The sequence below is a fragment of the Mycobacterium sp. 012931 genome (genome assembly GCF_000419295.1).
GTDB classification, from domain to species: Bacteria; Actinomycetota; Actinomycetes; order Mycobacteriales; family Mycobacteriaceae; genus Mycobacterium; species Mycobacterium marinum.
The window spans coordinates 465,476-490,765 of sequence record NZ_AOPX01000001.1; the positions used below are offsets into that span (position 1 = coordinate 465,476).

Consider the following 25,290-nt stretch of genomic DNA (forward strand, 5'->3'; position numbering starts at 1 on the left):
CTAGGACACGTCGACCCAGTCCAAGGTCCGCTGCACGGCCTTGCGCCAACCGGCATATCCGGCGGCGCGCTGGTCATCGGTCCACTGCGGCGTCCAGCGCTTGTCCTCTTGCCAGTTGGCCCGCAGGTCCGACGGATCGGCCCAGAAACCGACGGCCAGCCCCGCCGCATAGGCGGCGCCCAGCGCGGTGGTCTCGGCGACCACCGGCCGCACCACGTCCACCCCGAGCACGTCGGCCTGGATCTGCATGCACAAGTCATTGCTGGTGATGCCGCCGTCGACCTTGAGCACCTCGAGTCGCACGCCCGAGTCGGCTTCCATGGCGTCCACCACATCGCGGCTCTGGTAGCAGATCGCTTCCAGCGTCGCGCGAGCCAAGTGGGCGTTGTTGTTGAACCGCGACAGCCCCACGATCGCCCCGCGCGCATCGGAGCGCCAATACGGTGCGAACAGGCCCGAGAATGCCGGCACGAAGTACACCCCGCCGTTGTCGGAGACCTGCCGGGCCAGCGCCTCGCTCTGCGAGGCGCCACTGATGATGCCCAACTGATCGCGTAGCCACTGCACCGCGGAGCCGGTTACGGCTATCGACCCTTCCAGCGCGTACACGGGTTTGGCATCGCCGAATTGGTAGCACAGGGTGGTCAGCAGGCCGTTGCTGGATCGCACGATGGTCTCGCCGGTGTTCAGCAGGAGAAAGTTGCCGGTGCCGTAGGTGTTTTTCGCCTCGCCCGCGTCCAGACACACCTGGCCGACCATGGCCGCGTGCTGGTCGCCGAGCATGCCGGTGATGGGTACCTCACCGCCGACCGGACCGGTGTCCTGGGTGATGCCGTAGGGCTGCAGCGGCGACGACGGCTCGATCGCGGGCAGCATCGCGCGGGGGATGGAAAAGAATGACAGCAGCTCGTCGTCCCAGTCCAGGGTTTCCAGGTTCATCAGCATGGTCCGGCTGGCGTTGGTCACATCGGTGACGTGCACGCCGCCGCGCGGGCCGCCGGTCAAGTTCCACAGCACCCAGGTGTCCGGGGTACCGAAGAGGGCATCACCGCGTTCGGCGGCGGCGCGCACCCCGTCGACGTTCTCCAGAATCCACTGCAGCTTGCCGCCCGAGAAATAGGTCGCCGGGGGCAATCCCGCTTTGCGGCGGATCACGTCACCGCGACCGTCACGGTCTAGCGCTGAGGCGATGCGATCGGTGCGGGTGTCCTGCCAGACGATCGCGTTGTAGTAGAGCCTGCCGGTTCGCTTGTTCCACACCAGCGTGGTTTCACGTTGATTCGTGATTCCCAGTGCGGCAATATTTTTCGGCGACAAATCGGTGGCGTTGAGCACCGACATCAGCACCGAGGCGGTGCGTTCCCAGATTTCCACCGGGTTGTGTTCCACCCAGCCGGCGCGGGGCAGGATCTGCTCGTGCTCGAGTTGGTGACGGGCGATCTCGGCGCCTTGGTGGTCGAAGATCATGCAGCGAGTGCTGGTGGTGCCCTGGTCGATGGCTGCTACAAAGTCGGGGGAATCGGCCACTGCTCTCCTCGGGTGACATCGAACACTGGATGTAATCGTCCATGATGGTCTATCGGGGCCTCGGCCCGGCCGAAGACCGGTGGTAAACGGGCTGACACTTGCGCTGCAGACGCTAAACCGGTTGCATCGGCCTAGTGGGCGAAGAGGTCAAGCGCACCACGTATGACCGCGCACACCGGCGGGAATACCGGCGCAAACTGCAACTATGTGTCGACGTCGTCGAGACGATGCTGGCACAGAGCGGCTTCGATGACGACGAAGCGCTCACCGGCATGGAGATCGAGTGCAACCTGGTCGACGGCGACTATCAGCCCGCCATGTCGAATCGGTATGTGCTGGACGCGATCGCCGACCCGGCCTATCAATCCGAATTGGGCGCGTTCAATATCGAGTTCAATGTGCCGCCCCGGCCGCTTCCCGGCGATACCGGCCTGCAGCTGGAAAAGGAGGTAAGGGCCAGCCTCAACGCTGCCGAGCAGAAGGCGAACTCCGGCGGCGCCCACATCGTGATGATCGGCATTCTGCCCACGCTGATGCCCCGGCACTTCGCGCAAGACTGGATGAGCGAATCGACCCGCTACAGCGCACTCAACGACTCCATCTTCGATGCCCGCGGCGAGGACATCCCGATCAATATCTCGGGCCCGGAGCCATTGAGCTGGCGGGCGGCATCCATTGCCCCCGAATCCGCTTGCACCAGTCTGCAATTGCATCTGCAGGTGTCGCCCGACGATTTCGCGCCCAACTGGAATGCGGCCCAGATGCTGGCCGGGCCGCAGCTGGCGCTGGGCGCCAACTCACCCTATTTTTTCGGCCACCAGCTGTGGGCGGAGACGCGGATCGAGGTTTTTACCCAATCCACCGACACCCGGCCGGAGGAGCTCAAGACGCAGGGGGGTGCGCCCCCGGGTGTGGTTCGGGGAACAGTGGATCACCTCGATCCTTGACTTGTTCAAGGAGAACGCCCGCTACTTTCCGTCGCTGCTGCCCGAGGTGTCCGACCAGGATCCGGTCGCCGAGCTTGCGGCCGGCCGGGCCCCGCAACTGGCCGAATTGCGCCTGCACAACGGCACGGTCTACCGCTGGAATCGGCCGGTGTATGACGTCGCCGACGGGCGGCCACATCTGCGGTTGGAGAACCGCGTGTTGCCCGCCGGACCGACCGTCATCGACATGCTGGCCAATTCGGCGTTCTACTACGGTGCGCTGCGCACCTTGGCCGAGGCCGACCCCCAACCGTGGACCAAGATGAGTTTTGCTACCGCACAAGACAGTTTCTTGACCGCGGCCCGCTATGGGATCGACGCCCGGCTGCACTGGCCGGGATTGGGTGAGGTGACGACACAGCAACTGGTGTTGGGCACGTTGCTGCCGATGGCACATGAAGGACTGCAGCGATCCGGTGTCGCCGACGAGGTGCGGGAGCGGTTCTTGGGCGTCATCGAAGCCCGCGCCGAGAGCCGCCGCAACAGAGCGAGCTGGCAGGTGGCCACCGTGGCCGTGCTGCAGGACCGGGGGATGAACCGCGATGACGCGCTGGCCGAAATGCTGCGCCGCTATTGCGAACACATGCATGCCAACGAGCCGGTACATAGCTGGCCGATAGAGCGCGAGTAGGTTGGCAATCATGACTTCTCCGGTGATGGACTGGGACGACGCATACCAGCAGCAAGGGGCGTTCGAGGGTCCGCCGCCGTGGAATATCGGTGAACCACAGCCCGAACTGGCGGCGTTGATCGCGGCCGGAAAGATCCACAGCGACGTGCTCGATGCCGGCTGTGGGTACGCCGAGTTGTCGCTGGCACTGGCCGCCGAGGGGTACACGGTGGTGGGCATCGACATCACACCCACCGCCATCGCGGCGGCTACCAAGGCCGCGGCCGAACGCGGATTGGGCAACACCAGTTTCGTGCAGGCCGACATCACCGACTTCAACGCCTATCCGGCCGGCTCCGCCGGCCGATTCGCCACGGTGATCGACAGCACCCTGTTTCACTCGCTGCCGGTGTCGGGGCGCGACGATTACCTGAAATCGGTGCACCGCGCCGCGGCCCCCGGGGCCAGCTATTTCGTGCTGGTGTTCGCCAAGGGCGCCTTCCCGGCCGCGTTGGAGACCAAGCCCAATGAGGTCGACGAGGACGAGCTGCGGGCCGCGGTGGGCAAGTACTGGGAGATCGACGAGATCCGGCCGGCATTCATCCACGCCAACGTGCCGGTCATCCCGCCGCTGCCAGCTGGATCGCCAATCGAGTTTCCGCCGCACCAACGAGACGAGAAGGGTCGGATGAAGTTTCCCGCCTACTTGCTCACCGCGCACAAGGCGTGAGCAAGCCCCGCAACGTCAGGTAGCGGTGGTCGCCGCGGTCGCCTCGATCAGCGCTTCAGCGAAGTTTTCCAGATCCTCGGCCGTGGTATCGACGTGTGGCGCGACGCGTAGCACCGGGGCCGTCAGCTCTTGGGGCGCCCGCGCAATTCCGGCGTAGGTGGTCAAGATCCGGCGCTGCTCGAGTAGCCACTCCCGCACCGCCGCCGGGTCGGCGCCGTCGATTGGCGCCAAAGTGGTAATCGCACTGGGCTCGTCGACCTCTTCGACCACCAGCCAGCCGTCCACGTCCGCCAGCACCCGACGGGCCGCGGCGCCCAGCTCGGCCAGGCGCGCCCGGATCAACGCCGGCCCATATTCCAGATGCTCCCCCACCACTAGTGAAAAACCAACTCGCGCCGCGATATTGGCTTCGCCGAACTCCAGGATCTGGGCGACCGACGTGGACGGTGAATCCGGGGACCAATCCGGGGGCGCCAGGCGCGGCGTCAACCGATCCAGCACCTCCGGGCGCATGGCCAGCACTCCGACACCGCGCGGCCCGGCAAGCCACTTGCGCGACGACGAATACGTGACATCGGCGCCCACGGCGCAATCTATCTGGCCCATCCCCTGAGCGGCGTCGACGACCAGGGGCAGCCCCAGCTCGCGGCAGAGCTCGGCCATCATGGCCAGCGGCTGCACGGTGCCCCGGTGGCTGGCCACCGGCGTCAGGTGCACCAGCTCCGGTGGGTCTTCCTCGAGTTCGTAGGCCGCATCGTCAAGGGCGAGCCGGCCGCCGTCCAGCGTCGGCAGCAGGCGAACCTCGAATCCGTGCGCGGCCATGACCGCCAGGTTGGGACCGTACTCGCCGGGCAGGCAGGCCAGCGTCCGGCTCTCCCGCGGCCAGCTGCCCAACAGCAGATCCAGTGCGTGCAGCGAGCCGGTGGTGAACACCACCCGCGCGTCAGGCACGCCACACAAGGTCGCAACCGCGGCGCGCCCCGCATCAAGCACGGGTGCGGCAGCCTCGGCGGCCACGTATCCACCGACCTCCGCCTCGTGTAGACCATGGGCGGCGACGGCCCGCAGCACCTCGAGACTTTGCCGCGAGCAGGCGGCACTGTCCAAGTGCAGTCCCGCCGCCGGAGGACGTGCCGCCCGCCACCGGTCGGCCAGGGTGTCGGTCACTTGGTGGCCAGGGACAGTCCGAAGTCGCCGGCCTCGTCGGTCCACCACTGGATGCGACGCAGGCCAGCCGCGTCCAGCTCGGCACTGACACCTTCCGGCCGGAACTTGCAGGAAACCTCGGTGAGCATCTCCTCACCGGCAGCAAAATCGACGGTCAATCCCAACGCACGCACCCGCACCCGCTGCCGGCCCTCGGCCCGCAGCCACATCTCGATGCGCTCCTCCACGCTGTTCCAGCGGGCGATGTGCTGGTAGGCGTCCACGTTGAAATCCGCATCGAGTTCTCGGTTGACCACGGCGAGCACGTTGCGGTTGAACCGCGCCGTCACTCCCGCGGCATCGTCATACGCGCGGATCAGCCGGTCGGCGTCCTTGACCAGGTCGGTGCCCAGCAACAGACTGTCTCCGGGCCGCATCACCGCGGCCAGGCCGGCCAGGAACTCCGCTCGGGGCCCGGGCGTGAGGTTGCCGATCGTCGAGCCCAAGAAGACGAACAGCCGACGCCCGCCGGTCGGGATCTCGGCCAGGTGTTCCTCGAAATCACCGCAGAAGGCGTTGATTTCGATGCCGGCATATTCGCTTTGAATCGCGCTTGCGGCCGCCGACAACACACTTTCGTCGACATCGAAGGGAACGAATCTTTGCAGCAGGCCGCGGTCTCGTAGCGCATTCAACAACAGCCGCGTCTTTTCCGAAGTACCGCTGCCGAGCTCGACCAGGGTGTCGGCCGAGCTGGCTGCCGCGATGTCGGCCGACCGGGCACGCAGAATCTGCGCCTCGGCGCGGGTCGGATAGTACTCCGGCAATCGGGTGATCCGATCGAACAGCTCACTGCCGACGGCATCATAGAACCATTTGGGCGGCAGCGACTTTGGGCTCTTCTGCAGCCCGTCGAACACGTCGCGACGCAACGCGAGATAGACCGAGTCCTCGGCCAGGTGGTTGGATAGCGACAGCGTCATCGCGTTCCTTTCGTGGGCTCCAATGCGGTCAAGGTAACCCCTTCCGCGGTGACCTCGACCAGGTGCCGGTCCGGCACATCTTCCCAGTCGGTGTCGTTGTCATAGGGCTCACTGGCCACCACCACCCCATCGGGGCGACGCAGGATGGAAAGGGTTTCGTTCCAGGTAGTGGCAAGCAAGCGAGACCCGTTCGCGGCCAGCACATTAAGCCGGGCACCTGGATCGGCGGCCCCGATCTCGCGGATCGTGTCGCCCAGCGCATCCAGACCGCGCTCGAAGATGGCCGCCGCGAGCAATGCGCTGTCACATACCGATTCGGCTGAATCGCTGCGCGGCAACACGGCCCGGTCGACGATACCGTTGTGCGACAACAGCCAGCGGCCGTCGGTGAATGGGGCGGTCGCGCTGATGTCGATTGGCATTCCGACGGTTGCGGAACGCACCGCGGCCACCACGCACGAGCTGCGCAATGCCGGCGCCACCGAATCAAAGGACGCATCACCCCACAGCGGAGCCGGGCTACGCCAGCGCCTGGGTGCGGGGTCGTCGTAACGGCTGTCGAAGAAGCCGGCACCCCAGCCGTCGGCGTTCATCAGGCAGTGTTTCTGGCGGCGCGGCGCATACGACTGCACCCGCAGACCGTAAGGCGGATCCAGGATCAGCGAGGAAAGCGTGACCTCGCTGCCGAGCCAACCGAGATGACGACACATCAGGCGGCATCCTCAATGGACCACGCCAACCGAACGCCCGCGAAGATCTGGCGTCGATACGGATGGTCCCAGTTCCGGAAGCTGGGCCGCAGGATGGCCGGCTCGACCGCCCAAGATCCACCGCGCAGCACCCGATAGTCGCCGTCGAAGAACGGCTGCGAGTAGCGCTGGTAGATCATCGGGGCGAAGCCCGGCCAGGGCCGCAGCGGCGACGCGGTCCATTCCCAGACATCACCGAGCATCTGCTCGGCTCCGTACGCCGAAGCGCCGGCCGGATACGCACCGACCGGTGCCGGACGCAACGCCGTGGCACCCAGGTTGGCGTGGGCGGCGAAGTTGCCGACCGGCCCCGCGGAGTCCCCCCACGGATAGCGGCGGCGCGAATTGGTCACCGGGTCCCACGCGCACGCCTTCTCCCACTCGATCTCGGTGGGTAGCCGGGCTCCGGCCCAGGCCGCGTAGGCCTCGGCCTCGAAGTAGGTGACATGCTGCACCGGCTCATCGGCCGGGATGTCTTCCTGGTAGCCGAATCGGGTGCGGGTTCGCCCATCGGCGTTCCAGAATTGCGGCGCGCTCAGGCCGGCGCTCTGGCGGTGCGCCCAGCCGCGCGGTGACCACCACCGCGACTGTTGGTAGCCGCCGTCGTCGATGAAGTGCTGCCATTCGGCATTGGTGACCGGCACCCGGCCGATCCGGAACGCCGCAACGTCGACCGGGTGGGCGGGACGCTCATTGTCCAGTGAGTACGGCTCGGCGCTACCGTCCACACCCAGCACGAACGGCCCGGCGGGGACCTCTACCGACGTTCCGGCCAGGCCCGCCCGTCCGGGAGGCAAGGCGGGGGTCTGCCCCAGCAACGGCGGGCCGGATCGCAGATTCAGTGCCTGCAACATCGTCTCGTTGTGCTGGCTTTCGTGGCTGATCACCATGCCGAACGTGAAGTCATCGCCCTGTCCGTCCAGGGCGTCGAGAGCATCCAGGACGGCCCCGCGGACCGTCCGGCAATATGAGTACGCCTGCGCCGGGGACAGCAGCGGAAGCTCGACCCGACTGGCCCGGTTGTGCACGAAGGCGTCGTAGAGACCCTCGACCGCCCGCGGCAGCATCCCCGGCCGATCCGGGTCGCCCTCACGTAGCAGCCACAGCTCCTCCTGCTGACCGATATGGGCCAGGTCCCACACCAGCGGGCTCATCAGGGGGTCGTACTGGCGACGAAGTTCGGCGTCGTCGAAATCGACCAGCCGCAACGTTTGGGTCCGGACCCGATCCAGGTCCTCGGCAAGTCGTTCTCGTGAGGTCACTGTTCCCCTCGGGCCAGCCGCGCGATCGCCGGCGCGACGCCATGCTCGGTCACCTGATCGCCAAAGTCGTCACCGGGGCAGCGGCCCCGCTGCACGTAGGCCAGCAGCGACTGCAGGGCGTCGGCAAGCTCGGCCGGCGCCCGTTCGGCCGCGATGGCCACACACCGGCTGGCCGCCGCATGCAGCCGCGGATCCCCCAGGCCCGCGCGCGCCGCCGTGTCCCACTCGGTGGCGACCGGCTGGACGGCCTCGAAGGCCAGCTCTGCGGCGCCGGGATCATCCAGCAGCGTCACCAGGGTGAACACCACGGCGGGCCAGAACACGTTGGAAAGACTGTCCAGATAGCGGATCTCCAGCCACTGGCGTGGCCGCACCGGCGGGAACAGCGTGGTCAGGTGGTAGTCGAGATCGGCGTAGGTCGGCCGCCGATCGCCCAGCAAGACCCGACCGTCCACCCAGTCGGCGAAGGGCACATGGTGGGTCACCGCCACGGCATCCGGATTGTGCACCAGCATCACCGGGGCCTTGAGCGCGTAGTGCGCCCAGTCGGTGGCGGGATCATCCGCGCTGGCCCCGAGGATCGGCCCGCATCGGCCGTCGTCCATCTGCCCCCACACCCGCTGCCGCGTTGATCTCCAGCCGGAGAACTCGCCGCCCAGCATCGGCGAGTTCGCGGCGATCGCGATCATCGTGGGCCCCAGGGCGTGCGCCAACCGCACCCGAGACGCCCATCCCGACTGCGGTCCGGCGTCCAGGTTGACCTGGATCGAGGCGGTCGACGTCATCATTGCGGCGCCGGCCATCCCGGATTGGCTGGCGGTGAAGAACTGCTCCATGGCCTGGTAGCGCGCACCCGGATTGATCCGCATGGTCGGACGGATCGGGTCGGCGCCCAGACAGACCAGGCCCAACCCGGCGTCGGCAAAGGCCGACCGCAGCACGGCTTGGTCCCGGCGCATCGCGTCGATGGCGGCCAGGATGCCGTCGCACGGTGGACCCGATAATTCCACGGCCCCGCCGGGTTCGACGGTGACCGCACTCCCGCCCGGCGGCTTTCCCAGCCCCTCGAGAACGTCGCCGATCTCCTCCCAGCTCGGGCGGCGATGCGGATCGGCTGGGTCGTAGCAGTGCGCTTCGATCTCCAGACCGACTCGCCCAATGGGGCCGTCGACCAGGCACCCATTGGCGATGTACTGCGCCGCGACCGCCGAACCGGCGATGTCGGCGTCGGCCGCACGGGAGCTGTCCAGCTGCGACGTCGCCGCAGGACTGGGGGCGAACGTCATATCACGATCCCTCCGGGCCGGATGCTGCGCGGCTATCGGCAACGATAACCGCCACATGCCATCTTCCAGGTCATCTTCCAGACCGTCCCGACATATTCCCGCACGTTTTGGTTGCACGGGTCAGACGGGTACCCACATTCGTGGGGATTACTGGCCCAGGGTGTTCTGCATTGCCCCAGCCAGCACGTTGACCGCGGGACCGCCGTTGCTAGACTGGCAGACTTTGTCCTGCAACAACACATTTTCACGCAGCCGGGTTTGATTGAAGCAGCGCCGGTCGGTGTCGGCTTCCTGCTTGGTCCACGCCGCGTCGGTAGCCGTGGGCGCGGGACCGTCGAACGACCAAACCTGGGTGGTGCCGTTGTCCAGATGCATGGCTGTGGTCTGCCCCGAACAACCCACGGTTCGGTCGACGACGCGATGGAACGCCCGGCTCGCGGCATCGGTGGTGGCGAATACACCGACCGCCTGCTTGACGTAGTGAGTCTGGTCAGTGGCAGAGGTCTGCGTGGTAGCCCCGTTGAACGAGGCGAGGTCGGGATCGTTGAATACCTCGGGTAGCCCGATGTCAGCCCAGTTATTGCACACCGGTAGGTCAACCGAGTACGCCTGGAACGGCTCGGTGAACACCGACTCCCACCCCATCGGCGCGCCGACGATATTGCCCACCGACCCCTTGCCGAGGACCGCGTAGGACACCACGCCCGGATCCGACGGGTTGGCCAACGCGGGCGAAGCCACCAACGAGGCAGTCACTCCCAGCCCGAGCAGCGCTGCCGCCAGTGCGGGGCGCATGAGGGTCGGACTGGTCATGAGGCCGATCATGCCAGGCGAGGCCGCGCTCAACTGGAATTGGCCCGCACCCCTTCCTCAACCGCCTTGCCCAGATCGGGATCGACATTGCGCCAATACTCGAAGACGCGCGAGAGCACCGGCTCCTTCACACCTTTGCAAACATGCCCAATGATGTTGCTGGCCAACCGATCCCGTGCTGAATCGTCGAGAACTTCGCGGACCATGGTGCCGGCCTGGCCCCAGTCGTCGTCTTCGGGGTGCGGCGTGTACGCGGCGCGCATCATCTGCCCATCGGCGTGCCAGCGCACCTCCGCGGCGCGGGCCGGATCGGCCTGGGGGCCACCATAGGAGTTGGGCGCGTATGCCGGATCCGACGCGTTGCGCACCCGCATCGCGCCATCCTTAGAGTAGCTATTGACCTGCACTATCGGCGAATTCACCGGGATCTGGCGGTAATTGGTGCCCAACCGGGCCCGGTGCGCGTCGGAGTAGGAGAACCCTCGGGCCAAGAGCATCTTGTCCGGGCTCAGCCCGGTACCGGGCACGATGTTGTTGGGCTCGAACGCCGCTTGCTCGATCTCGGTGTGGTAGTCGGTGACGTTGCGGTCCAAGGTCAACTTGCCGACATCGATCAACGGATAGTCGCTGTGTGGCCAGACCTTGGTCAGATCGAAGGGATTGAACCGATAGCTCTTGGCCTCTTCGAACCCCATGATCTGCATTTTGAGTGTCCAACTGGGAAAGTTACCGCGCTCGATCGCTTCGTAGAGGTCGCGCTGGTGGTAGTCGCCGTCCGTACCGGCCAACCGGTCGGCGTCCTCTTGGGTGAGGAAGTCGATGCCCTGATCGGTGATGAAGTGGTACTTCACCCAGAAGATCTCGTCGGCGGCATTGATCCAGCTGTAGGTGTGGCTGCTGTAGCCGTTCATCTGGCGCCAGCTCTTGGGAATCCCCCGATCACCCATCAGCCAGGTCACCTGGTGCGCGGACTCCGGCGACAGGCTCCAGAAGTCCCATTGCATGTTGTGGTCACGCAGATTCGTTGCCTGCATGCGCTTCTGGGACCGGATGAAGTGCTGGAATTTCAACGGGTCGCGCATGAAGAAGACCGGCGTGTTGTTGCCGACCATGTCGAAGTTTCCCTCTGAGGTATAGAACTTCAACGCGAAACCACGCGGGTCCCGCCAGGTGTCCGGGCTGCCGCGCTCGCCGGCAACGGTGGAGAAGCGGATCAGCGTGTCCGTCTTGGCACCTGGCGCGAACACCGCCGCCCGCGTGTACTTGCTGACGTCGTGGGTCACCTCGAAGTGGCCGTGCGCGCCGCCACCTTTGGCGTGTGGCTGGCGTTCCGGGATGCGCTCCCGGTTGAACATCGCCATCTGTTCGATCAGGTAGTGATCCTGCAGCAGGATCGGTCCGTCGGGGCCGATGGTCAGCGATTGGTCGTCACTGGGCGCGGGATTGCCGGCGTCGGTGGTGGTGTAGCGTTCCGCCATTTCGGCACCTCCTTGCGTGATTGGGCTGTTTGGGCTGGTCCGCGAAAAGCCATGGGACATCTGCCGATACCGCTGCCAGCTATCACCTGGCACCGCGCGCAGTACCGGCACCTAGTTACCCATACCCAATTTCTGGCGCCCGAATCACCGGGCGGCGCGGCGCTAGGGGCGAGCCGGTGGGGTGCTGGGAGCGGGTGCGCTCGGTGTTTGGACGGGGCCGGTGGCGCCCCCGTGCGGGCCGGGGCTCATCCCGGGCCCCATGCCCGGACCCATGCCCGGCCCCATCCCCGGAGGAGGCGGACCGGGCAGAAAGAACATCCCGCCGGGGCCGCCGGGGCCGCCCGGACCACCGCTACCGCCGGGCTTGAACATGCCGTGATGGTGGTGGCGATGATGATGGCAGGCGCCGTGCCCGAAGACCAGGGCGCCGGCGAAGAACAGGGTCGAGGCGATGAAGGTGATTCCCGCGACGATGACGACCCACGCCGCGACCCGATAGAGAGCGGGCACCTTTTCCACCGGCGGCGGTGGGGGTGGCGCAGCGGTAGCGACCGCAGGCGGCGGAGTTGCGGGTTCGGATGTTTCACTCATCCTTCGAATATTGCTCAACCTGCAGGAACCGTAAAGAGTCTGAGCCGCAAAGTTGCCATGAATTGATGTAGCCCGGAGCTCGGGGGCCGAGCTCCGGGCTACCGGGTCAAGGTGTCGTCTAGCGCCCTGGTGTGGTGGAAGGCGCAACCGAGGTCGGGACCTCGCCGGGCCCACCCGGGCCGGAGCCGGGGCTGACCGCCGGGGCTCCACCGTGGTGCATTCCCGGGCGCAGCATCATCGCGGGGTGGTGCTTGTGGTGGTGGCGGCGGTGAAAACCACCGTGACCGCTGTGCATACCGAGTCGGAATCCGGTGAAGAAGATCACCGAGACGATGAACACGATCCCGGCAACGATGGACACCCACGCCGCGGCCTTGAAGACCTTGGGAGTCTGGTGCTGCGGTAGTGGCGGCGGCGCGACCACGGTCGAAGTTGGTGCGGCAGAAGTTTCGGACGTTTCACTCATGACACGAATGATGCCTAAGGAAACAATAGTGGCGGCTATGGACTACTTATGTAGCAGCTATGAGCCGTGCCCCGACCGTTGATCCGCGGCGCCCAGGATTGGGCCTAAAGACCCTACTAACGCCCCGTGACCTCGGCGAACCATATGCGGTTAAGCGATTTACGCAGACGTAAGCGATTCGCACAGACGCTCCAGGGAGCCACGGGATGTCCTATCTGTTCGCTTCACCTGAGCTGATCACGACGGCAGCCGAGAGCTTGGCCGGGATCCGCTCCACGATCAGCGAGGCCAACGCGGCGGCAGCGGCGACCACGACGCAGTTACTGCCCGCGGCTCAGGATGAGGTTTCTGCGGCCATTGCCAGGCTATTTGGCACCTTCGCGCTGGACTATCAGGCACTCAGCTCCCAGGCCGCGCAGTTTCACGCCGATTTTGTGCGGGCGTTGACCACCGGTGCCGGCGCCTATGTGGCGGCCGAGGCCACCAACGCCGCACCGCTGCAGGCCCTGATGGGTGTGATCAACGCGCCCGCCCAGTCGCTGTTCGACCGCCCGTTGATCGGCAACGGTGCCGATGGCTTGCCGGGGACCGGGCAAGCCGGCGGCGATGGTGGGCTGCTGTGGGGCAACGGGGGCAACGGCGGGTCCGGTGCGCCCGGCGGTAATGGCGGGGCGGGCGGGTCGGCCGGCCTGTTCGGCAATGGCGGGGTCGGCGGCTCCGGCGGGGCCGGGGTGGCCGGAGTGGGCGGCGCCGGCGGGATCGGCGGTAACGGTGGGCTCTTCCTGGGGGCCGGCGGCGCCGGCGGGGCCGGCGGTCTCGGGGCGGCAGGCTTCGCCGGCGGGATCGGCGGCAACGGAGGAAGCGGCACCGGTCCGTTCGTGACCGGCGGCGTTGGTGGCGCGGGTGGAGCTGGTGGCGCGGGCGTGGCCGGCGACGGCGCTGCCGGTGGCGCGGGCGGCAGCGGCGGCGCGCACACCGGGTTCTGGTTCGGCTCCGCCGGAGCGGGCGGTGCCGGGGGTGCGGGCGATGCCGGTGCGGCCGGCGGCGCGGGCAGCGATGCCGGTGGAACCGGCGGGATCGGCTATGCGGGCGGTTCCGGCGGTGCGGGCGGGGCCGGCGGTGCCGACAAGGTCCTGCTGTTCGGTACCGGAGGTGCCGGCGGCGCGGGCGGAGTGGGCGGCATCGGCGGCAACGGCGGCACCGGCGGCACCGGGGTGACCTTTGGCACGGTGGGGGGCGACGGTGGCGCCGGCGGGATGGGCGGGGCGGCCGGTGCCGGCGGAGCCGGCGGTGCCGGCGGGTTGTTGTTCGGCAGCACCGGCAGCGCAGGTGTGGGGACCGGCGGCGCCGGCGGCGGTGGCGGCCACGGCGGCAACGGTGATGTGGGCACGGCCGGCAACGCCGGCTTCGCCGGCGGCAAGGGCGGCGCCGGCGGCAACGGTGGAACCGGCCTCAGCGGCGTCGGCGGCAATGCCGGTAGCGGCGGTGCCGGCGGTGACGGTGGGGCCGGCGGCGCGGACACCGGTACCGGCGCAACCCTCGCCCCGGCCGGTGGTGGCGGCAACGCCGGCAGCGGCGGGGCCGGCGGTCACGGCGGTCACGGCGGTGACGCGGGTGCGGTCGGCACTGGCGCAGCCGGCGCGGGCGGCGGCGGCACCGGCGGCAACGGCGGTGACGGTGGGGCGGGCAGCACCGGCAACATTGCTGACCCCGGCCTTACCGGCGACGCCGGCGGCGCGGGTGGTCAAGGCGGTAACGGCGGCAACGCCACCGGCACCGGCAGCGTGGGCGGCAACGCGGGCAGCGGCGGAACGGGCGGAGAAGGGGGCACCGGCGGTATCGACACTGGGACCGGCGCAGCCGTCGCACACGCTGGCGGGGTCGGCGGCGACGGCGGCGACGCCGGCATCGTCGGCGCCGGCGTGACCACGGGCAGCGGCGGCACCGGGGGTGACGGCGGTAAAGGCGGGGCAGGTAGCGCCGGCAATGCCGGTGACCCCGGCCTGTCCGGCGACATCGGCGGCAGGGGCGGTGACGGCGGCAACGGCGGAGCCGGGTTCAGCGGGGTCGGCGGCAAGGCCGGTAGCGGCGGCGCCGGCGGGCACGGCGGATCCGGCGGTGATGACACCGGAGTCGGCGCAGGGGTTGCCCCCGCCGGCGGCGCCGGCGGCGATGGCGCGGCGCCGGCGGCACTGGCGGCAACGGCGGGACCGATGGCGGGTCCACCTTCGGTGGACAACTCGGCGGCGCGGGCGGCGCGGGTGGCGATGGCGGCAACGCCGGCTCCGGTACCACCGCGGGCGACGGCGGTGCCGGTGGCCGCGGCGGCAACGGCGGCAACGGCAGCGACGGCACGACCTTCGCCGGAGTTTGCCGCAACGGTGGCGGCGGCGGCGAAGGCGGGATGGGCGGCACCGGCGGCGACTCGGGCACCGGCGGTACCGACGGCGCCAGCGGCGCGGGTGGCGATGGCGGCAAGGGCGGCAGCGGTGGTGATGCGGTCGCGAATATCAACGCCGGCAATGGCGGTGCGGCGGGCACGGCCGGAACCGGCGGCACGTTCTCGAGCCCGATCGGCGACGCCGGCGGCACCGGTGGTACCGGCGGCAACGGGGGCAACGTCTTCAACAATTTCTACAACCACGTGACCAATACCGGCTACAACGGCGGCAACGGCGGCAACGGCGGCAACGGCGGCAACGGCGGCGCCGGGGGCACCGGTGACCTCGCCGAAAGCGGCGGCGCCGGCGGTCAGGGCGGCAATGGGGGTACGGGCAGCAACATCACCGTGCCGGTATCGCTGAGCGCCACCGTCGATGGCGGCGCGGGCGGGGCCGGCGGCCAAGGCGGGGTCGGCGGGACCAGCACCGGCGGCATTTCCACCAACACCGGAGGTGCCGGCGGCGTCGGCGGGACCGGCGGCACCGGTGGCCTGGGCCAGCCCACCACCAGCGTCGTGGGGCTACCGGCAGGCACCGGCGGAACGGGCGGCAACGGGGGCATCGGCGGGACCGGCGGCACCGCCAGCGGCGCGGGGGCCACCGGCGGAAACGGCGCCATGGGTGGGATGGGCGGCATGGGCGGCGGTGGGGGCAACGCCGCCAGTTCGGGCTTCGACGGGGGCGTCGGCGGCCAGGGTGGTACCGGCGGTCAAGGCGGTGATGGCGGCACCGGCACTACCGACGGGTCCGGCGCCCAAGGCGGCCAGGGCGGGACCGGCGGCCACGGTGGGGTGGGCACCAACGGCGGCAGCGGCGACCCCGGCGACACCGGAGATTTGGGTGGTGTTCCCAGTGGGGTGACCGGCGGCGACGGCGGCACCGGCGGCGCCGGCGGCGCGGGGGGCGTTTAGGTCCGAGCTGCTCGCGGACCCGAATGCGTCCCCAACCCCGCTCAGGGCTTGAACGGGTTCACCGCGAATTGGATCACCCGATACGGCCCGCTCATCCGCGCGCGGGTGTCCCACTGGCTGACGAATATCCGCAGTTCGTCGAGGGTGGAGCCGGGCGAGATGTAGCCGCCGTAGGGCTGGGCGAGCCGGTTGCCGAATGGCGGCGGCAGACTCTCCGCGGGTTCCGGCCACTCGTCGTGCTGCACCACCGTCGTGACCGGCGCATCTCCCAGCAACGTCGGATTGGCGGCCACTCGCACTTCCATGTTGAGAGTGGTCGCGTTGAAATACGACAACACGGTCATGCCATCGATCTGCCGAATGCTCATTTCGCCGACCTGATCGCGCCAGAGCGGTGTCGGCGGCTTGTTCCAACCGCCGCCGGGCCCGCCGGCCCAGCCTTGCCACTTGGACCGGTCGATGAAGGTCTGCGGCGTCGCCCGATACAGCAGCACCGGATCTCTGCGGGTGAAATTGTCGGCCACGATGTACACCCAGCCGCCGGGCGAATCGGGGGTGGGAATGGGGTCGTAGTACCCGCTGATCTGAGTCTGTGACCCGTCCTGATACCGGGCCGCGCGCTGGGTGCCCGCGATGGTCTGCCAGCCCGCACGCTCCGGCACCGCCAACACCAGCCTCGAACTCTGCGGCTCCAGGTCTTTGGTCGTGGTCACCATCAGGTAGTTGTGCCGGTTGATCTGCACCACTCCGGCGGGCAGCTGCGAGTTCCCGGCAGGTGTGGGATCGGCAAGCAGCGGGCTGCCGATGCCCGTGACTCCAGTGTAGCGCACCCCTGCCGGGTCGTCGACGGACGCGGTGTCGACACGCAATGCGATCGGCGAGTACCAGCCGCCGAACCCGACACCCTGGCCGGCGAAGCTATCGCCGCACACCTGCAACAGCTCGGTGGGGAATTCGACGAACTCGCACAGATCGGTGGCGCCAATGCCGTAGTCGCCGGTCGGCGTTCCGGTGCCGGCGGTTGGCCCCATGCGCAACACTTGGCCGGGCGCCAACGGCGGCAGAATGGGCGCGGGCCCCGGCGCCGGCAGATCGGCGTGGGCGATCCAAAAACATTGCGAGGCAACGATAACCAGCACGACAAGCAGGGAGCACCGCACGACCAGGGCGGAGCTCACCCTTAGGTCACCGGTCAGCGGCCAGCAGTTCGGCGATCTGGATGGTGTTCAGCGCCGCCCCCTTGCGCAGGTTGTCCCCCGACACGAACAGCGCCAGGCCGCGCCCGTCTGGCACACCCGGGTCTTGGCGGATGCGACCGACCAGCGACTCGTCGACTCCTGCCGCGGCCAACGGCGTCGGCACGTCGACGACTTTGACGCCCGGGGCCCCGTCGAGAAGTTCGCGCGCCCGCTCCGGCGAGAGCGGCCGCTCGAATTCGGCGTTGATCGACAACGAGTGTCCGGTGAACACCGGTACCCGCACGCAGGTACCGCTGACCGACAAGTCGGGAATGCCCAGAATCTTGCGGCTCTCGAAGCGCAGCTTCTGGTCCTCGTCGGTCTCGCCGGAGCCGTCGTCCACCAACGATCCGGCCAGCGGCACCACATTGAACGCGATCGGCGCCACATACTTCACCGGCGCCGGGAACTGCAGGGCCGCACCGTCGTGCACCAATTGCTCGGCGCCGCCGATCACCTCGCGCACCTGGGTCGCCAGTTCCTCGACGCCCGCCACCCCGCTACCGGACACGGCTTGATACGACGAGACCACGATGCGGACCAGCCCAGCCTCGTCGTGCAGCACCTTGAGCACCGGCATCGCCGCCATCGTGGTGCAGTTCGGGTTGGCGATGATGCCCTTCGTGAGAGGCCCAGCGCGGTTCGCGACATCGCGCTCGAAGTTGACCTCCGACACCACCAACGGCACGTCGGGGTCTTTACGCCAGGCCGACGAGTTGTCGATCACCGTCACGCCGGCGGCGGCGAACCGCGGCGCCTGCACCTTCGACATGGCCCCACCGGCCGAGAACAGCGCGATGTCCAGCCCACTGGGATCGGCGGTCTCGGCGTCTTCGACCTCGATCTCCTGGCCGCGGAAGGGCAGCTTGCGGCCCTGCGACCGAGCGGATGCGAAGAACCGGACGGAGGTCGCCGGAAAGTCACGCTCATCGAGCAGCGCGCGCATGACCTGACCGACCTGGCCGGTGGCCCCCACTATCCCGATCGACAAGCCGGTGGCACCCATCTCAGCGCCCCGTCCTCGCGTAGACCGTGGCCGTCTCCTCCCCGCCGAGACCGAACGCCTCATGCAGGGCGACAACCGCCTTGTCCAGCTCGGTGTCGCGGCACAGCACCGAGATCCGGATCTCGGAGGTGGAGATCAGCTCGATGTTCACGCCGACCGCTGCCAGCGCCTCACAGAACGTCGCGGTGACACCGGGATGGCTGCGCATGCCCGCGCCGATCAGCGACAGCTTGCCGATGTGGTCGTCGTAGAGCAGTTGGGTGAAGCCGACTTCGTCTTTGAGCAAGTCCAGCTTGGCCACCGCCGTGGGGCCACTGTCTCGCGAACAGGTGAAGGTGATGTCGGTCCTGCCGTCCTCGACCTTGGACACGTTCTGCAACACCATGTCGATGTTCACGTCGGCCTCGGCGACGGCCCGGAAGACCTTGGCCGCATAGCCCGGGATGTCGGGTATCCCGACAATGGTCACCTTGGCCTCGCTGCGGTCGTGCGCGACGCCGGTCAGGATGGGGTCTTCCATAGCTATGTCCTTGATCGATCCGACAACGAGGGTGCCCGGTTTGTCCGAATAAGAAGAGCGGACGTGCACCGGAATGTTGTGCCGGCGCGCGTATTCCACACAGCGCAGCATCAACACCTTGGCGCCGCAGGCCGCCATCTCGAGCATTTCCTCGAAAGTGACGGTGTCCAGCTTGCGGGCGTTGTGCACGATGCGCGGGTCCGCGCTGAAGATGCCGTCCACGTCGGTGTAGATCTCACAGACGTCAGCGCCCAGCGCGGCGGCCAGCGCGACCGCGGTGGTGTCCGATCCGCCGCGGCCCAAGGTGGTGACGTCCTTGCTGTCTTGGCTCACCCCCTGGAAGCCGGCGACCAGCACGATCCGGCCTTCGTCGAGCGCGGCCTGCAGCCGTCCCGGCGTGACCTCGATGATCTTCGCGTTGCCGTGGGTGCCGGTGGTGATCACGCCGGCTTGTGAACCCGTGAAGGACCGTGCATGCGCACCCAGTGATTCGATCGCCATCGCCACCAGCGCGTTGGAGATGCGCTCGCCCGCGGTCAGCAGCATGTCGAGTTCGCGCGGCGGCGGTACCGGACACACCTGCAGCGCCAGGTCCATCAGGTCGTCGGTGGTGTCGCCCATCGCAGAGACCACGACGACGACGTCGTTGCCCTGCTTCTTGGTTTCGACAATGCGTTCGGCGACGCGGCGAATCCGTTCGGCATTGCCCACCGAGGATCCGCCGTACTTCTGCACGACGAGCGCCACTGTTTCCCTTCCCATACCGAAGCTGCGCAACCACCACTGGTGGTATAAGTCCACAACAGGATACGTGTCGGCGCATCTCAATTAATTTCGATGCCGCGGGGCCACGGTTCGGCCGTCGAGGGCGGCGCGCGCCGGGCATCACCCGAAGACGCAGGTACGCCGCCCGCTGGTGACCAGCAACCGGCGGGGTTCATCACGAGGCGAGGCCAAGTTCACTCGTTCCGGGTGGCGGCCCCGGACAAATTTCGCAGATGTGCAGGTGATCCGGGCAGCGTGGGAGAATGCCTGCGGCGGCCACCAGCGCATTTGGGCTGGCGGTCGTCCGGGTTCGCGGGAAAGGGCTGTGGCGGGATGCGGACGAACTGGTGGGGACGGTTGTCCCGATACGTTCTCCGGTACCGGCGTGACCTGCTGCTGGGATTGTTCGCGTCGGTGGTCGGCACCGCGATCACGGTCATGGTTCCGCTGGTCACCAAACGCGTCATAGACAATGCGATCGCGCCGGATCACAGACCTCTGGCGCCGTGGGCTCTGGTGCTGGTTGCCGCTGCGGTTGCGATCTACTTCATGACCTTCGTGCGCCGGCATTACGGCGATCGAATCACCCATTTGGTGCAGCATGACCTCCGCGTGGACGCGTTTGCGACACTGATACGCTGGGACGGCCGGCAGCAGGACCGCTGGAGCAGCGGCCAGCTCATCGTCCGGACCACCAATGACCTGGAACTGGTGCAGACGCTGCTGTTCGACCTGCCCAATGTGATCCGGCATCTGCTTACGCTGCTGCTCTGCCTCGCGGTGATGGCCTGGCTGTCCTTACCACTGGCTTTGCTCGTGGTGCTACTTGTCCCGCTGATCGGCCTGGTCGCCCATCGCAGCCGCCGCCTGCTGGCGGTAGCCACCGAGGCCGCGCAAGAACGCAATGCCGTGGTCACCGGTGTGGTCGACGCCGCGGTCAGCGGGATTCATGTCGTCAAGGCCTTCGGGCAGCAGTCCCAGGAGACGGTGAAACTCACGACTGCCGGCCGCGCGCTCTATGCAGCACGCGTGCGGGTAGCCCGGCTCAACGCATACTTCGGCCCGCTGCTGCAAAGCCTGCCCGCCTTCGGGCAGATGGCGGTCCTCGCGGTCGGCGGATGGATGGCGGCGCAGGGCACGATCACGGTGGGCACCTTCGTTGCCTTCTGGTCTTGCCTGACCCTGGTGTCGCGCCCGGCGTGTGATCTGGCGGGGATGCTCACCATCGCGCAGCAGGCGCGGACGGGCGCCATGCGGGTGTTCGAACTCATCGACAGCCGGCCGACTCTGGTCGATGGCACCAAGCAGCTGCCCTCGTCGACTCCGGTATCCCTCGCCTTCGAGCAGGCATCGTTCGGCTATGCGGCCGAACACCCCGTCCTGCGCGGCATAGACCTCTCCGTTCGGCCCGGGGAAACCCTTGCCGTGGTCGGCCCGCCAGGCAGCGGCAAATCCACCTTGGCGCTGCTGGCGATGCGCTGCTATGACGTCACCGCGGGAGCGGTCCGCGTCGGCGGCCATGATGTGCGCGACCTGACTCTGGATTCGTTGCGCCCGGCTATCGGCCTGGTGCCCGAACAGGCCATCCTGTTTTCCGGAACTATCGGTGAGAACATCTCCTACGGCCGCTCGAACGTGACGCTGGAGCAGATCACCGCCGCGGCCCGGGCGGCGCATATCGACGAGTTCGTGAACACGTTGCCGGACGGCTACGCGACGCCGGTCGGAGCGCAGGGATTGACGCTGTCCGGCGGGCAGCGGCAACGCATCGCGCTGGCCCGGGCGCTCGTTGGCAATCCCCGATTGTTGATCATGGACGAGCCGACCTCGGCCGTGGACGCGGTCATCGAAGCTTCGATCCAGGACGTGTTGCGGGAGGTCCTCGCAGACTGGACCGCGGTCATCTTCACCCGCCGCCGCTCCATGCTGTCCTTGGCCGACCGCGTCGCGGTGCTCGATTCCGGGCATCTGCTCGATATCGGCACCCCGGAACAGCTATGGGGACGCTGTTCGCGTTATCGCGAACTACTCTCGCCCGCAACAGATCCCCTGCGTAGTCTCGCGTTCGAAGACGGTGTGCCCGAGCCGGAATCGGAACCGGAGGCCATCGACGTCGCCGCTGACGCGACCGGACCCAGCGACCACTCGCCCAAGCCCGACCTGTTGCGCCGGCTGCTGCACGACTTCCGCGGGCCACTGATCGTGAGCCTGTTGCTGGTAGCCCTCGAGACCGGTGCGGGATTGTTGCCGCCCCTGCTCATCAGGCACGGTATCGATGTCGGCATCCGTCAGCACGTGCTAACGGCGCTGTGGTGGGCGGCACTGGCCGGCGCCGCCATCGTGGCCATCCGCCTGGTCGCACAGTGGGGCAGCGCCGTGGTCGCCGGAACCGCCGGGGAGAAGGCGCTGTTCCGATTGCGCTCCCTGGTATTTGCCCATGCGCAGCGTCTGGACCTAGACGCCTTCGAAGACAACGGTGATTCCCAGATCATTACCGCGGTCACCGCCGACGTAGACGCCATCGTGGCGTTCCTGCGCACGGGCCTGGTCATCGCCATCGTCAGCCTGATGACGGCGGTGGGCATTCTGGCGGCACTGCTGGCCATCAACGCCAAGTTGGCGTTGCTCATCTTCGCCACCTTGCCGATGCTGGGCCTGGCGACCTGGCAATTCCGCCGGGCGTCGAGCTGGACCTACCGGCAGGCGCGGCAGCGGCTTGGGACCGTGACCGCCACCCTGCGGGAGTACTCCGCGGGGCTGCGAATCGCACAGGCCTACCGTGCCGAATACGTAGGATTTCAAACGTATTTCGCGCACAGCGACGACTACCGACGACTCCGCGTCCGTGGTCAACGGCTGCTGGCGCTGTATTTTCCGCTCGTACCGTTAACCTGCAGCCTGGCAACGACACTGGTGCTGTTCGAAGGGGGCCGCGACGTACAGGCGGGCGTGCTCTCGGTCGGCGCGCTGGTGACCTACCTGCTCTATGTCGAAATGTTGTTCGCGCCGGTCGACAAGCTGTCCCAAATGTTTGACGAGTATCAGCGCGCGGCGGTTGCCGTCGGACGGATCCGGTCGCTGCTGAACACACCGACCGCATTTTCGCCGTCGGCGGCGCCGGTGGGAACGCTGCGCGGTGAGATCGAGTTCGACGCCGTTCACTTCCGGTACTCGACCCGGGATGCGCCCGCACTGGCCGGGATCAATCTGCGGATTCCCGCCGGCCAAACGGTGGTGTTCGTCGGCTCCACCGGGTCAGGGAAATCGACCCTGATGAAGTTGGTGTCCAGGTTCTACGACCCGACGGACGGAATCATCCGGATCGATGGTTGCGACTTGCGGGAATTCGATATCGACGGCTACCGCAGCCGGCTCAGCATCGTGGCGCAGGAACCCTACCTATTTGCCGGGACGGTCCGTGATGCCATCGCATACGGGCGTCCCGATGCCACCGACGCGCAGGTCGAACGGGCCGCGCGCAAGGTGGGTGCACACCCCATGATCGCCGCGCTCGATGGCGGGTACCAGCATGAGGTGGCCGCAGGTGGCCGGAATCTGTCCGCCGGCCAGCTGCAATTGCTGGCGTTGGCTCGGGCGCGGCTGGTCGATTCCGACATCTTGCTGCTCGACGAGGCCACCGTCGCCCTGGACCCCGCTACCGAGGCCTTGGTGCACTGGGCGACCCTGGGCCTGGCAGCCGACCGGACCACGTTGATCATTGCCCACGAGTTGGCAATTGCCGAATTCGTAGATCGGATCGTGGTTCTCGAGCAGGGAACCATTGTCGAGGACGGCACCCACGTCGAGCTACTGGCCGCCGACGGACGCTATGCCGCGCTGTGGGCGGCCCACAGCCGGGTGGGCCGGCCGTCGCCATCCGACGATCGGCCGATCCCAACCGAACTGCTGGTCCATTCCCCCCGACACGGATGTCCTCTAGCGGGGATCAGGCAACCGGAGCCTCGGGCATCGCGGTCAGCGCCAGCATGACGTAGTGCCGCAGCAGACGACGAGTGCAGTCCTGGACCACCAGGTTGCGCCGACCGTCCAAACTGTAGGCGGAGTCCACGATCCAGAACGCGAACAGGCTGGTCGAGAGGTAGGCCGGCATGTCCTCGCACCGCAGCACGGCCTCGGCAATGTCCTCGAGGAGCTGTCGCACCGAGCGCGCGGCGGCGGCCAGGCTCATTCCCAGCATGTCGTTGTCCCAGTCGGCCGGAGGGGTCTGGTTTCCATCCAGCGGTAGCGTCCGCAGCACCTCGGAGACCAAGGCGTGCACCTGGAGCGGGCGCAGGCAGTCGGCCGGACGGTGGTGTCCGAGATCGGCACTCCAGCCCGACAACCGCTCGCGCAACCGGTCCGCCGACATCTCACGAATCAGGTTTCGCGCCCACTTGCGCGGTTCCTCGCGGTTGTCGTGGTACAGAACCAGATCCAGCGGACCATGCTTGTCAAAGCGCATCAGTCGCCACACCAGATCGAAGAATTCCTCCGATGACAACACCTCACCGTAGGGGATGGGCTGTTCGCGGTTGCGGATCTCCTGGACAGGCGGAGCCTCGGTGGATGCGGAAATCCACTCCTCGAACCGCCGACCATCGATCTGCCTTTCCTGCAGCGGCAGCGGCACCGGACGCTCTGGTGTGCTCTTCCACTTGGCGAGCAGTTCGGCGATTTGGCCGGCTGCAGCGCACAGGGTGGTAATGAAGCGCTGCTGGTAGGACTCATCGGGGACACCGCTGGTCAACAGTTCGCTCAGCGAGGCACTGGGCGTGTCCTCGACGTCGCTGACCAGACGGCCGGGGTTATCGGCCACGCGGTGGAAGGCCATGATGATGCAGCTGCGCGCATTTCCGGAGGCGGTGCGGAACCGGTGGTGCACCAGGGAACCGGCGGCGAACACGGTGCTCAGCGGCCGTTCGGAATCACTGACCTCGATGACGACCGGGCGGTCTTGGTCCCGCAACTGCATCTGCGCGTCGAATACCCGCCTGATCCTCTCGGTGGTGGTGAAGATCGACGCATTTTCGCTGGACCACGGTTCCCCGGCCTCGTTGACAAAGCAGGTGCGGGCGAGTTGATGGGTGCCAGGCAGGAAGGTGAAGTTCTGCCCGGCCGGCCCCTTGGCAGTTCCGCGGCGCCAGGTGACGATGATCTTGTACTCGTCATTGAACGGCGTGTTGTCGATGTGCAGCATGTTGTCCTGCGCCAGGACGGACAACGGCTCCGCGTCCTTGGCACGTTCATCAACCATCCAGATCGGACCGCCGACCGCGTAGGAGATGAGCGTGATCATCAACGGGTGCACCATCGGGTTGTTGACCTCAGGATCGGTCAGAAGCCCTACGGTTCGCCGCAGGTCCACGAAGCGGTGGATGAAGCTACCGCTGCCCTCCTGCGCCATGATTTCGTCGTAGCGCGCAACCAATTCCAGGAAGGCGTCCGATTCGACGATGTCGGCGAGGACTACCGCGCCCTGCTCTGCCATTTGCCCCAAGAGGTCCTGCAGCCCTGCGGTTGCGGTGGCGGCGTCCTGCGGGCTCAGAATCTCGAAGGCTTTGGTGAGCTCCGCCAATAGCGTGCTGCGGTAGGACTCTTTCTCCTCCAGATCACGGAAGCGCTTGTACGCCCAGGCGGCGGGAAGTTCTTCAGGCGATACCAGTTCCGGACCGATCGGAGGCGCGAAATTCATTGGCAGCACATCATCGGAGTTGAATTTGGCTAGCTGAATTCCATTGGCATTATCGGTCGACGATAATGTCGCGCCAAGCTGCATGAGCGA

At 67.4% G+C, this 25,290-nt stretch carries 18 protein-coding genes and 1 pseudogene; 5 read left to right on the forward strand and 14 right to left on the reverse strand.

Annotated elements, in window-relative coordinates:
- Complete coding sequence (glpK, locus tag MMSP_RS02075) at positions 1-1,527, reverse strand: glycerol kinase GlpK (protein WP_020785266.1); 1,527 nt, start codon at positions 1,525-1,527, stop codon at positions 1-3.
- 134 nt (positions 1,528-1,661) lie between these two features.
- Here glpK and MMSP_RS02080 point away from each other — a divergent pair.
- Both MMSP_RS02080 and MMSP_RS02085 read left to right on the forward strand, forming a co-directional pair.
- Positions 1,662-3,144, forward strand: a pseudogene (locus MMSP_RS02080) (glutamate-cysteine ligase family protein).
- 10 nt (positions 3,145-3,154) lie between these two features.
- Positions 3,155-3,853 carry a class I SAM-dependent methyltransferase gene (locus tag MMSP_RS02085; RefSeq protein WP_015357530.1) on the forward strand — a complete coding sequence of 233 codons (699 nt, stop codon included), beginning with the start codon at positions 3,155-3,157 and terminating at the stop codon, positions 3,851-3,853.
- Positions 3,854-3,868: 15 nt separating this feature from the next.
- Here the strand turns inward: MMSP_RS02085 and egtE are convergent, their stop codons facing one another.
- From egtE to MMSP_RS02130, 9 genes are all read right to left on the reverse strand, one after another.
- Entirely contained in the window at positions 3,869-5,020 is a 1,152-nt protein-coding gene (egtE, locus tag MMSP_RS02090) for an ergothioneine biosynthesis PLP-dependent enzyme EgtE (RefSeq protein WP_020785269.1), read from the reverse strand.
- Positions 5,017-5,982 carry an L-histidine N(alpha)-methyltransferase gene (gene egtD, locus MMSP_RS02095; protein ID WP_020785270.1) on the reverse strand — a complete coding sequence of 322 codons (966 nt, stop codon included), beginning with the start codon at positions 5,980-5,982 and terminating at the stop codon, positions 5,017-5,019. The genes egtE and egtD overlap by 4 nt, the downstream gene beginning before the upstream one ends.
- Complete coding sequence (egtC, locus tag MMSP_RS02100; RefSeq protein WP_015357533.1) at positions 5,979-6,692, reverse strand: ergothioneine biosynthesis protein EgtC; 714 nt, start codon at positions 6,690-6,692, stop codon at positions 5,979-5,981. Before egtC ends, egtD begins: the two co-directional genes overlap by 4 nt.
- Positions 6,692-7,993 carry an ergothioneine biosynthesis protein EgtB gene (gene egtB / locus MMSP_RS02105; protein WP_020785271.1) on the reverse strand — a complete coding sequence of 434 codons (1,302 nt, stop codon included), beginning with the start codon at positions 7,991-7,993 and terminating at the stop codon, positions 6,692-6,694. The genes egtC and egtB overlap by 1 nt, the downstream gene beginning before the upstream one ends.
- Complete coding sequence (gene egtA, locus MMSP_RS02110; RefSeq protein WP_020785272.1) at positions 7,990-9,279, reverse strand: ergothioneine biosynthesis glutamate--cysteine ligase EgtA; 1,290 nt, start codon at positions 9,277-9,279, stop codon at positions 7,990-7,992. The genes egtB and egtA overlap by 4 nt, the downstream gene beginning before the upstream one ends.
- 147 nt (positions 9,280-9,426) lie before the next feature.
- Positions 9,427-10,074 carry a sensor domain-containing protein gene (locus tag MMSP_RS02115; RefSeq protein WP_036427022.1) on the reverse strand — a complete coding sequence of 216 codons (648 nt, stop codon included), beginning with the start codon at positions 10,072-10,074 and terminating at the stop codon, positions 9,427-9,429.
- A gap of 47 nt (positions 10,075-10,121) precedes the next feature.
- Positions 10,122-11,570, reverse strand: coding sequence for a catalase (locus MMSP_RS02120; protein ID WP_036427024.1), 1,449 nt, complete (start codon positions 11,568-11,570; stop codon positions 10,122-10,124).
- A gap of 162 nt (positions 11,571-11,732) precedes the next feature.
- Positions 11,733-12,161: a hypothetical protein gene (locus MMSP_RS02125; RefSeq protein ID WP_020785275.1), complete on the reverse strand. Its 429-nt coding sequence runs from the start codon at positions 12,159-12,161 to the stop codon at positions 11,733-11,735.
- A gap of 118 nt (positions 12,162-12,279) precedes the next feature.
- A complete protein-coding gene (locus tag MMSP_RS02130; protein ID WP_086085090.1) occupies positions 12,280-12,636 on the reverse strand; it encodes a hypothetical protein in 357 nt (118 codons plus the stop codon).
- 197 nt (positions 12,637-12,833) lie between these two features.
- On the opposite strand from MMSP_RS02130, the gene MMSP_RS29480 reads away from it, so the two are divergent.
- Complete coding sequence (locus tag MMSP_RS29480) at positions 12,834-15,275, forward strand: PE family protein (protein WP_200861933.1); 2,442 nt, start codon at positions 12,834-12,836, stop codon at positions 15,273-15,275.
- Positions 15,272-15,979: a hypothetical protein gene (locus MMSP_RS26625; protein WP_036427026.1), complete on the forward strand. Its 708-nt coding sequence runs from the start codon at positions 15,272-15,274 to the stop codon at positions 15,977-15,979. The genes MMSP_RS29480 and MMSP_RS26625 overlap by 4 nt, the downstream gene beginning before the upstream one ends.
- Before the next feature lie 41 nt (positions 15,980-16,020).
- Here MMSP_RS26625 and MMSP_RS02145 read toward each other — a convergent pair whose 3' ends face one another.
- From MMSP_RS02145 to MMSP_RS02155, 3 genes are read right to left on the reverse strand one after another with little or no spacing between them, the layout of a single operon-like run.
- The gene (locus tag MMSP_RS02145) at positions 16,021-17,157 is read right to left on the reverse strand and encodes a DUF4185 domain-containing protein (RefSeq protein ID WP_036426012.1); all 1,137 of its coding nucleotides are present in this window, start codon (positions 17,155-17,157) and stop codon (positions 16,021-16,023) included.
- A 7-nt stretch (positions 17,158-17,164) separates the two neighbouring features.
- Entirely contained in the window at positions 17,165-18,223 is a 1,059-nt protein-coding gene (locus MMSP_RS02150) for an aspartate-semialdehyde dehydrogenase (protein ID WP_020785279.1), read from the reverse strand.
- A 1-nt stretch (position 18,224) separates the two neighbouring features.
- Positions 18,225-19,490, reverse strand: a complete 1,266-nt coding sequence (locus MMSP_RS02155) for an aspartate kinase (protein ID WP_020785280.1) — start codon at positions 19,488-19,490, stop codon at positions 18,225-18,227.
- Between the two features lie 351 nt (positions 19,491-19,841).
- On the opposite strand from MMSP_RS02155, the gene MMSP_RS02160 reads away from it, so the two are divergent.
- Positions 19,842-23,498 (forward strand): ABC transporter ATP-binding protein, encoded by a 3,657-nt coding sequence (locus MMSP_RS02160; RefSeq protein ID WP_200861934.1) that lies wholly within the window; start codon positions 19,842-19,844, stop codon positions 23,496-23,498.
- Here MMSP_RS02160 and MMSP_RS02165 read toward each other — a convergent pair.
- Positions 23,455-25,284 (reverse strand): hypothetical protein, encoded by a 1,830-nt coding sequence (locus MMSP_RS02165; RefSeq protein ID WP_086085093.1) that lies wholly within the window; start codon positions 25,282-25,284, stop codon positions 23,455-23,457. The two genes, MMSP_RS02160 and MMSP_RS02165, sit on opposite strands and share 44 nt — an antisense overlap.
- Between the last annotated feature and the right edge of the window lie 6 nt (positions 25,285-25,290).

Coding starts and splice junctions, on each gene's coding strand:
- MMSP_RS02085 (WP_015357530.1), top strand. CDS start 3,155: ATGACTTCTCCGGTGATGGACTGGGACGACGCATACCAGCAGCAAGGG.
- egtD (WP_020785270.1), bottom strand. CDS start 5,982: ATGACGCTGTCGCTATCCAACCACCTGGCCGAGGACTCGGTCTATCTC.
- egtC (WP_015357533.1), bottom strand. CDS start 6,692: ATGTGTCGTCATCTCGGTTGGCTCGGCAGCGAGGTCACGCTTTCCTCG.
- egtA (WP_020785272.1), bottom strand. CDS start 9,279: ATGACGTTCGCCCCCAGTCCTGCGGCGACGTCGCAGCTGGACAGCTCC.
- MMSP_RS02115 (WP_036427022.1), bottom strand. CDS start 10,074: ATGCGCCCCGCACTGGCGGCAGCGCTGCTCGGGCTGGGAGTGACTGCC.
- MMSP_RS02120 (WP_036427024.1), bottom strand. CDS start 11,570: ATGGCGGAACGCTACACCACCACCGACGCCGGCAATCCCGCGCCCAGT.
- MMSP_RS02125 (WP_020785275.1), bottom strand. CDS start 12,161: ATGAGTGAAACATCCGAACCCGCAACTCCGCCGCCTGCGGTCGCTACC.
- MMSP_RS29480 (WP_200861933.1), top strand. CDS start 12,834: ATGTCCTATCTGTTCGCTTCACCTGAGCTGATCACGACGGCAGCCGAG.
- MMSP_RS02150 (WP_020785279.1), bottom strand. CDS start 18,223: ATGGGTGCCACCGGCTTGTCGATCGGGATAGTGGGGGCCACCGGCCAG.
- MMSP_RS02160 (WP_200861934.1), top strand. CDS start 19,842: ATGCGGACGAACTGGTGGGGACGGTTGTCCCGATACGTTCTCCGGTAC.
- MMSP_RS02165 (WP_086085093.1), bottom strand. CDS start 25,284: ATGCAGCTTGGCGCGACATTATCGTCGACCGATAATGCCAATGGAATT.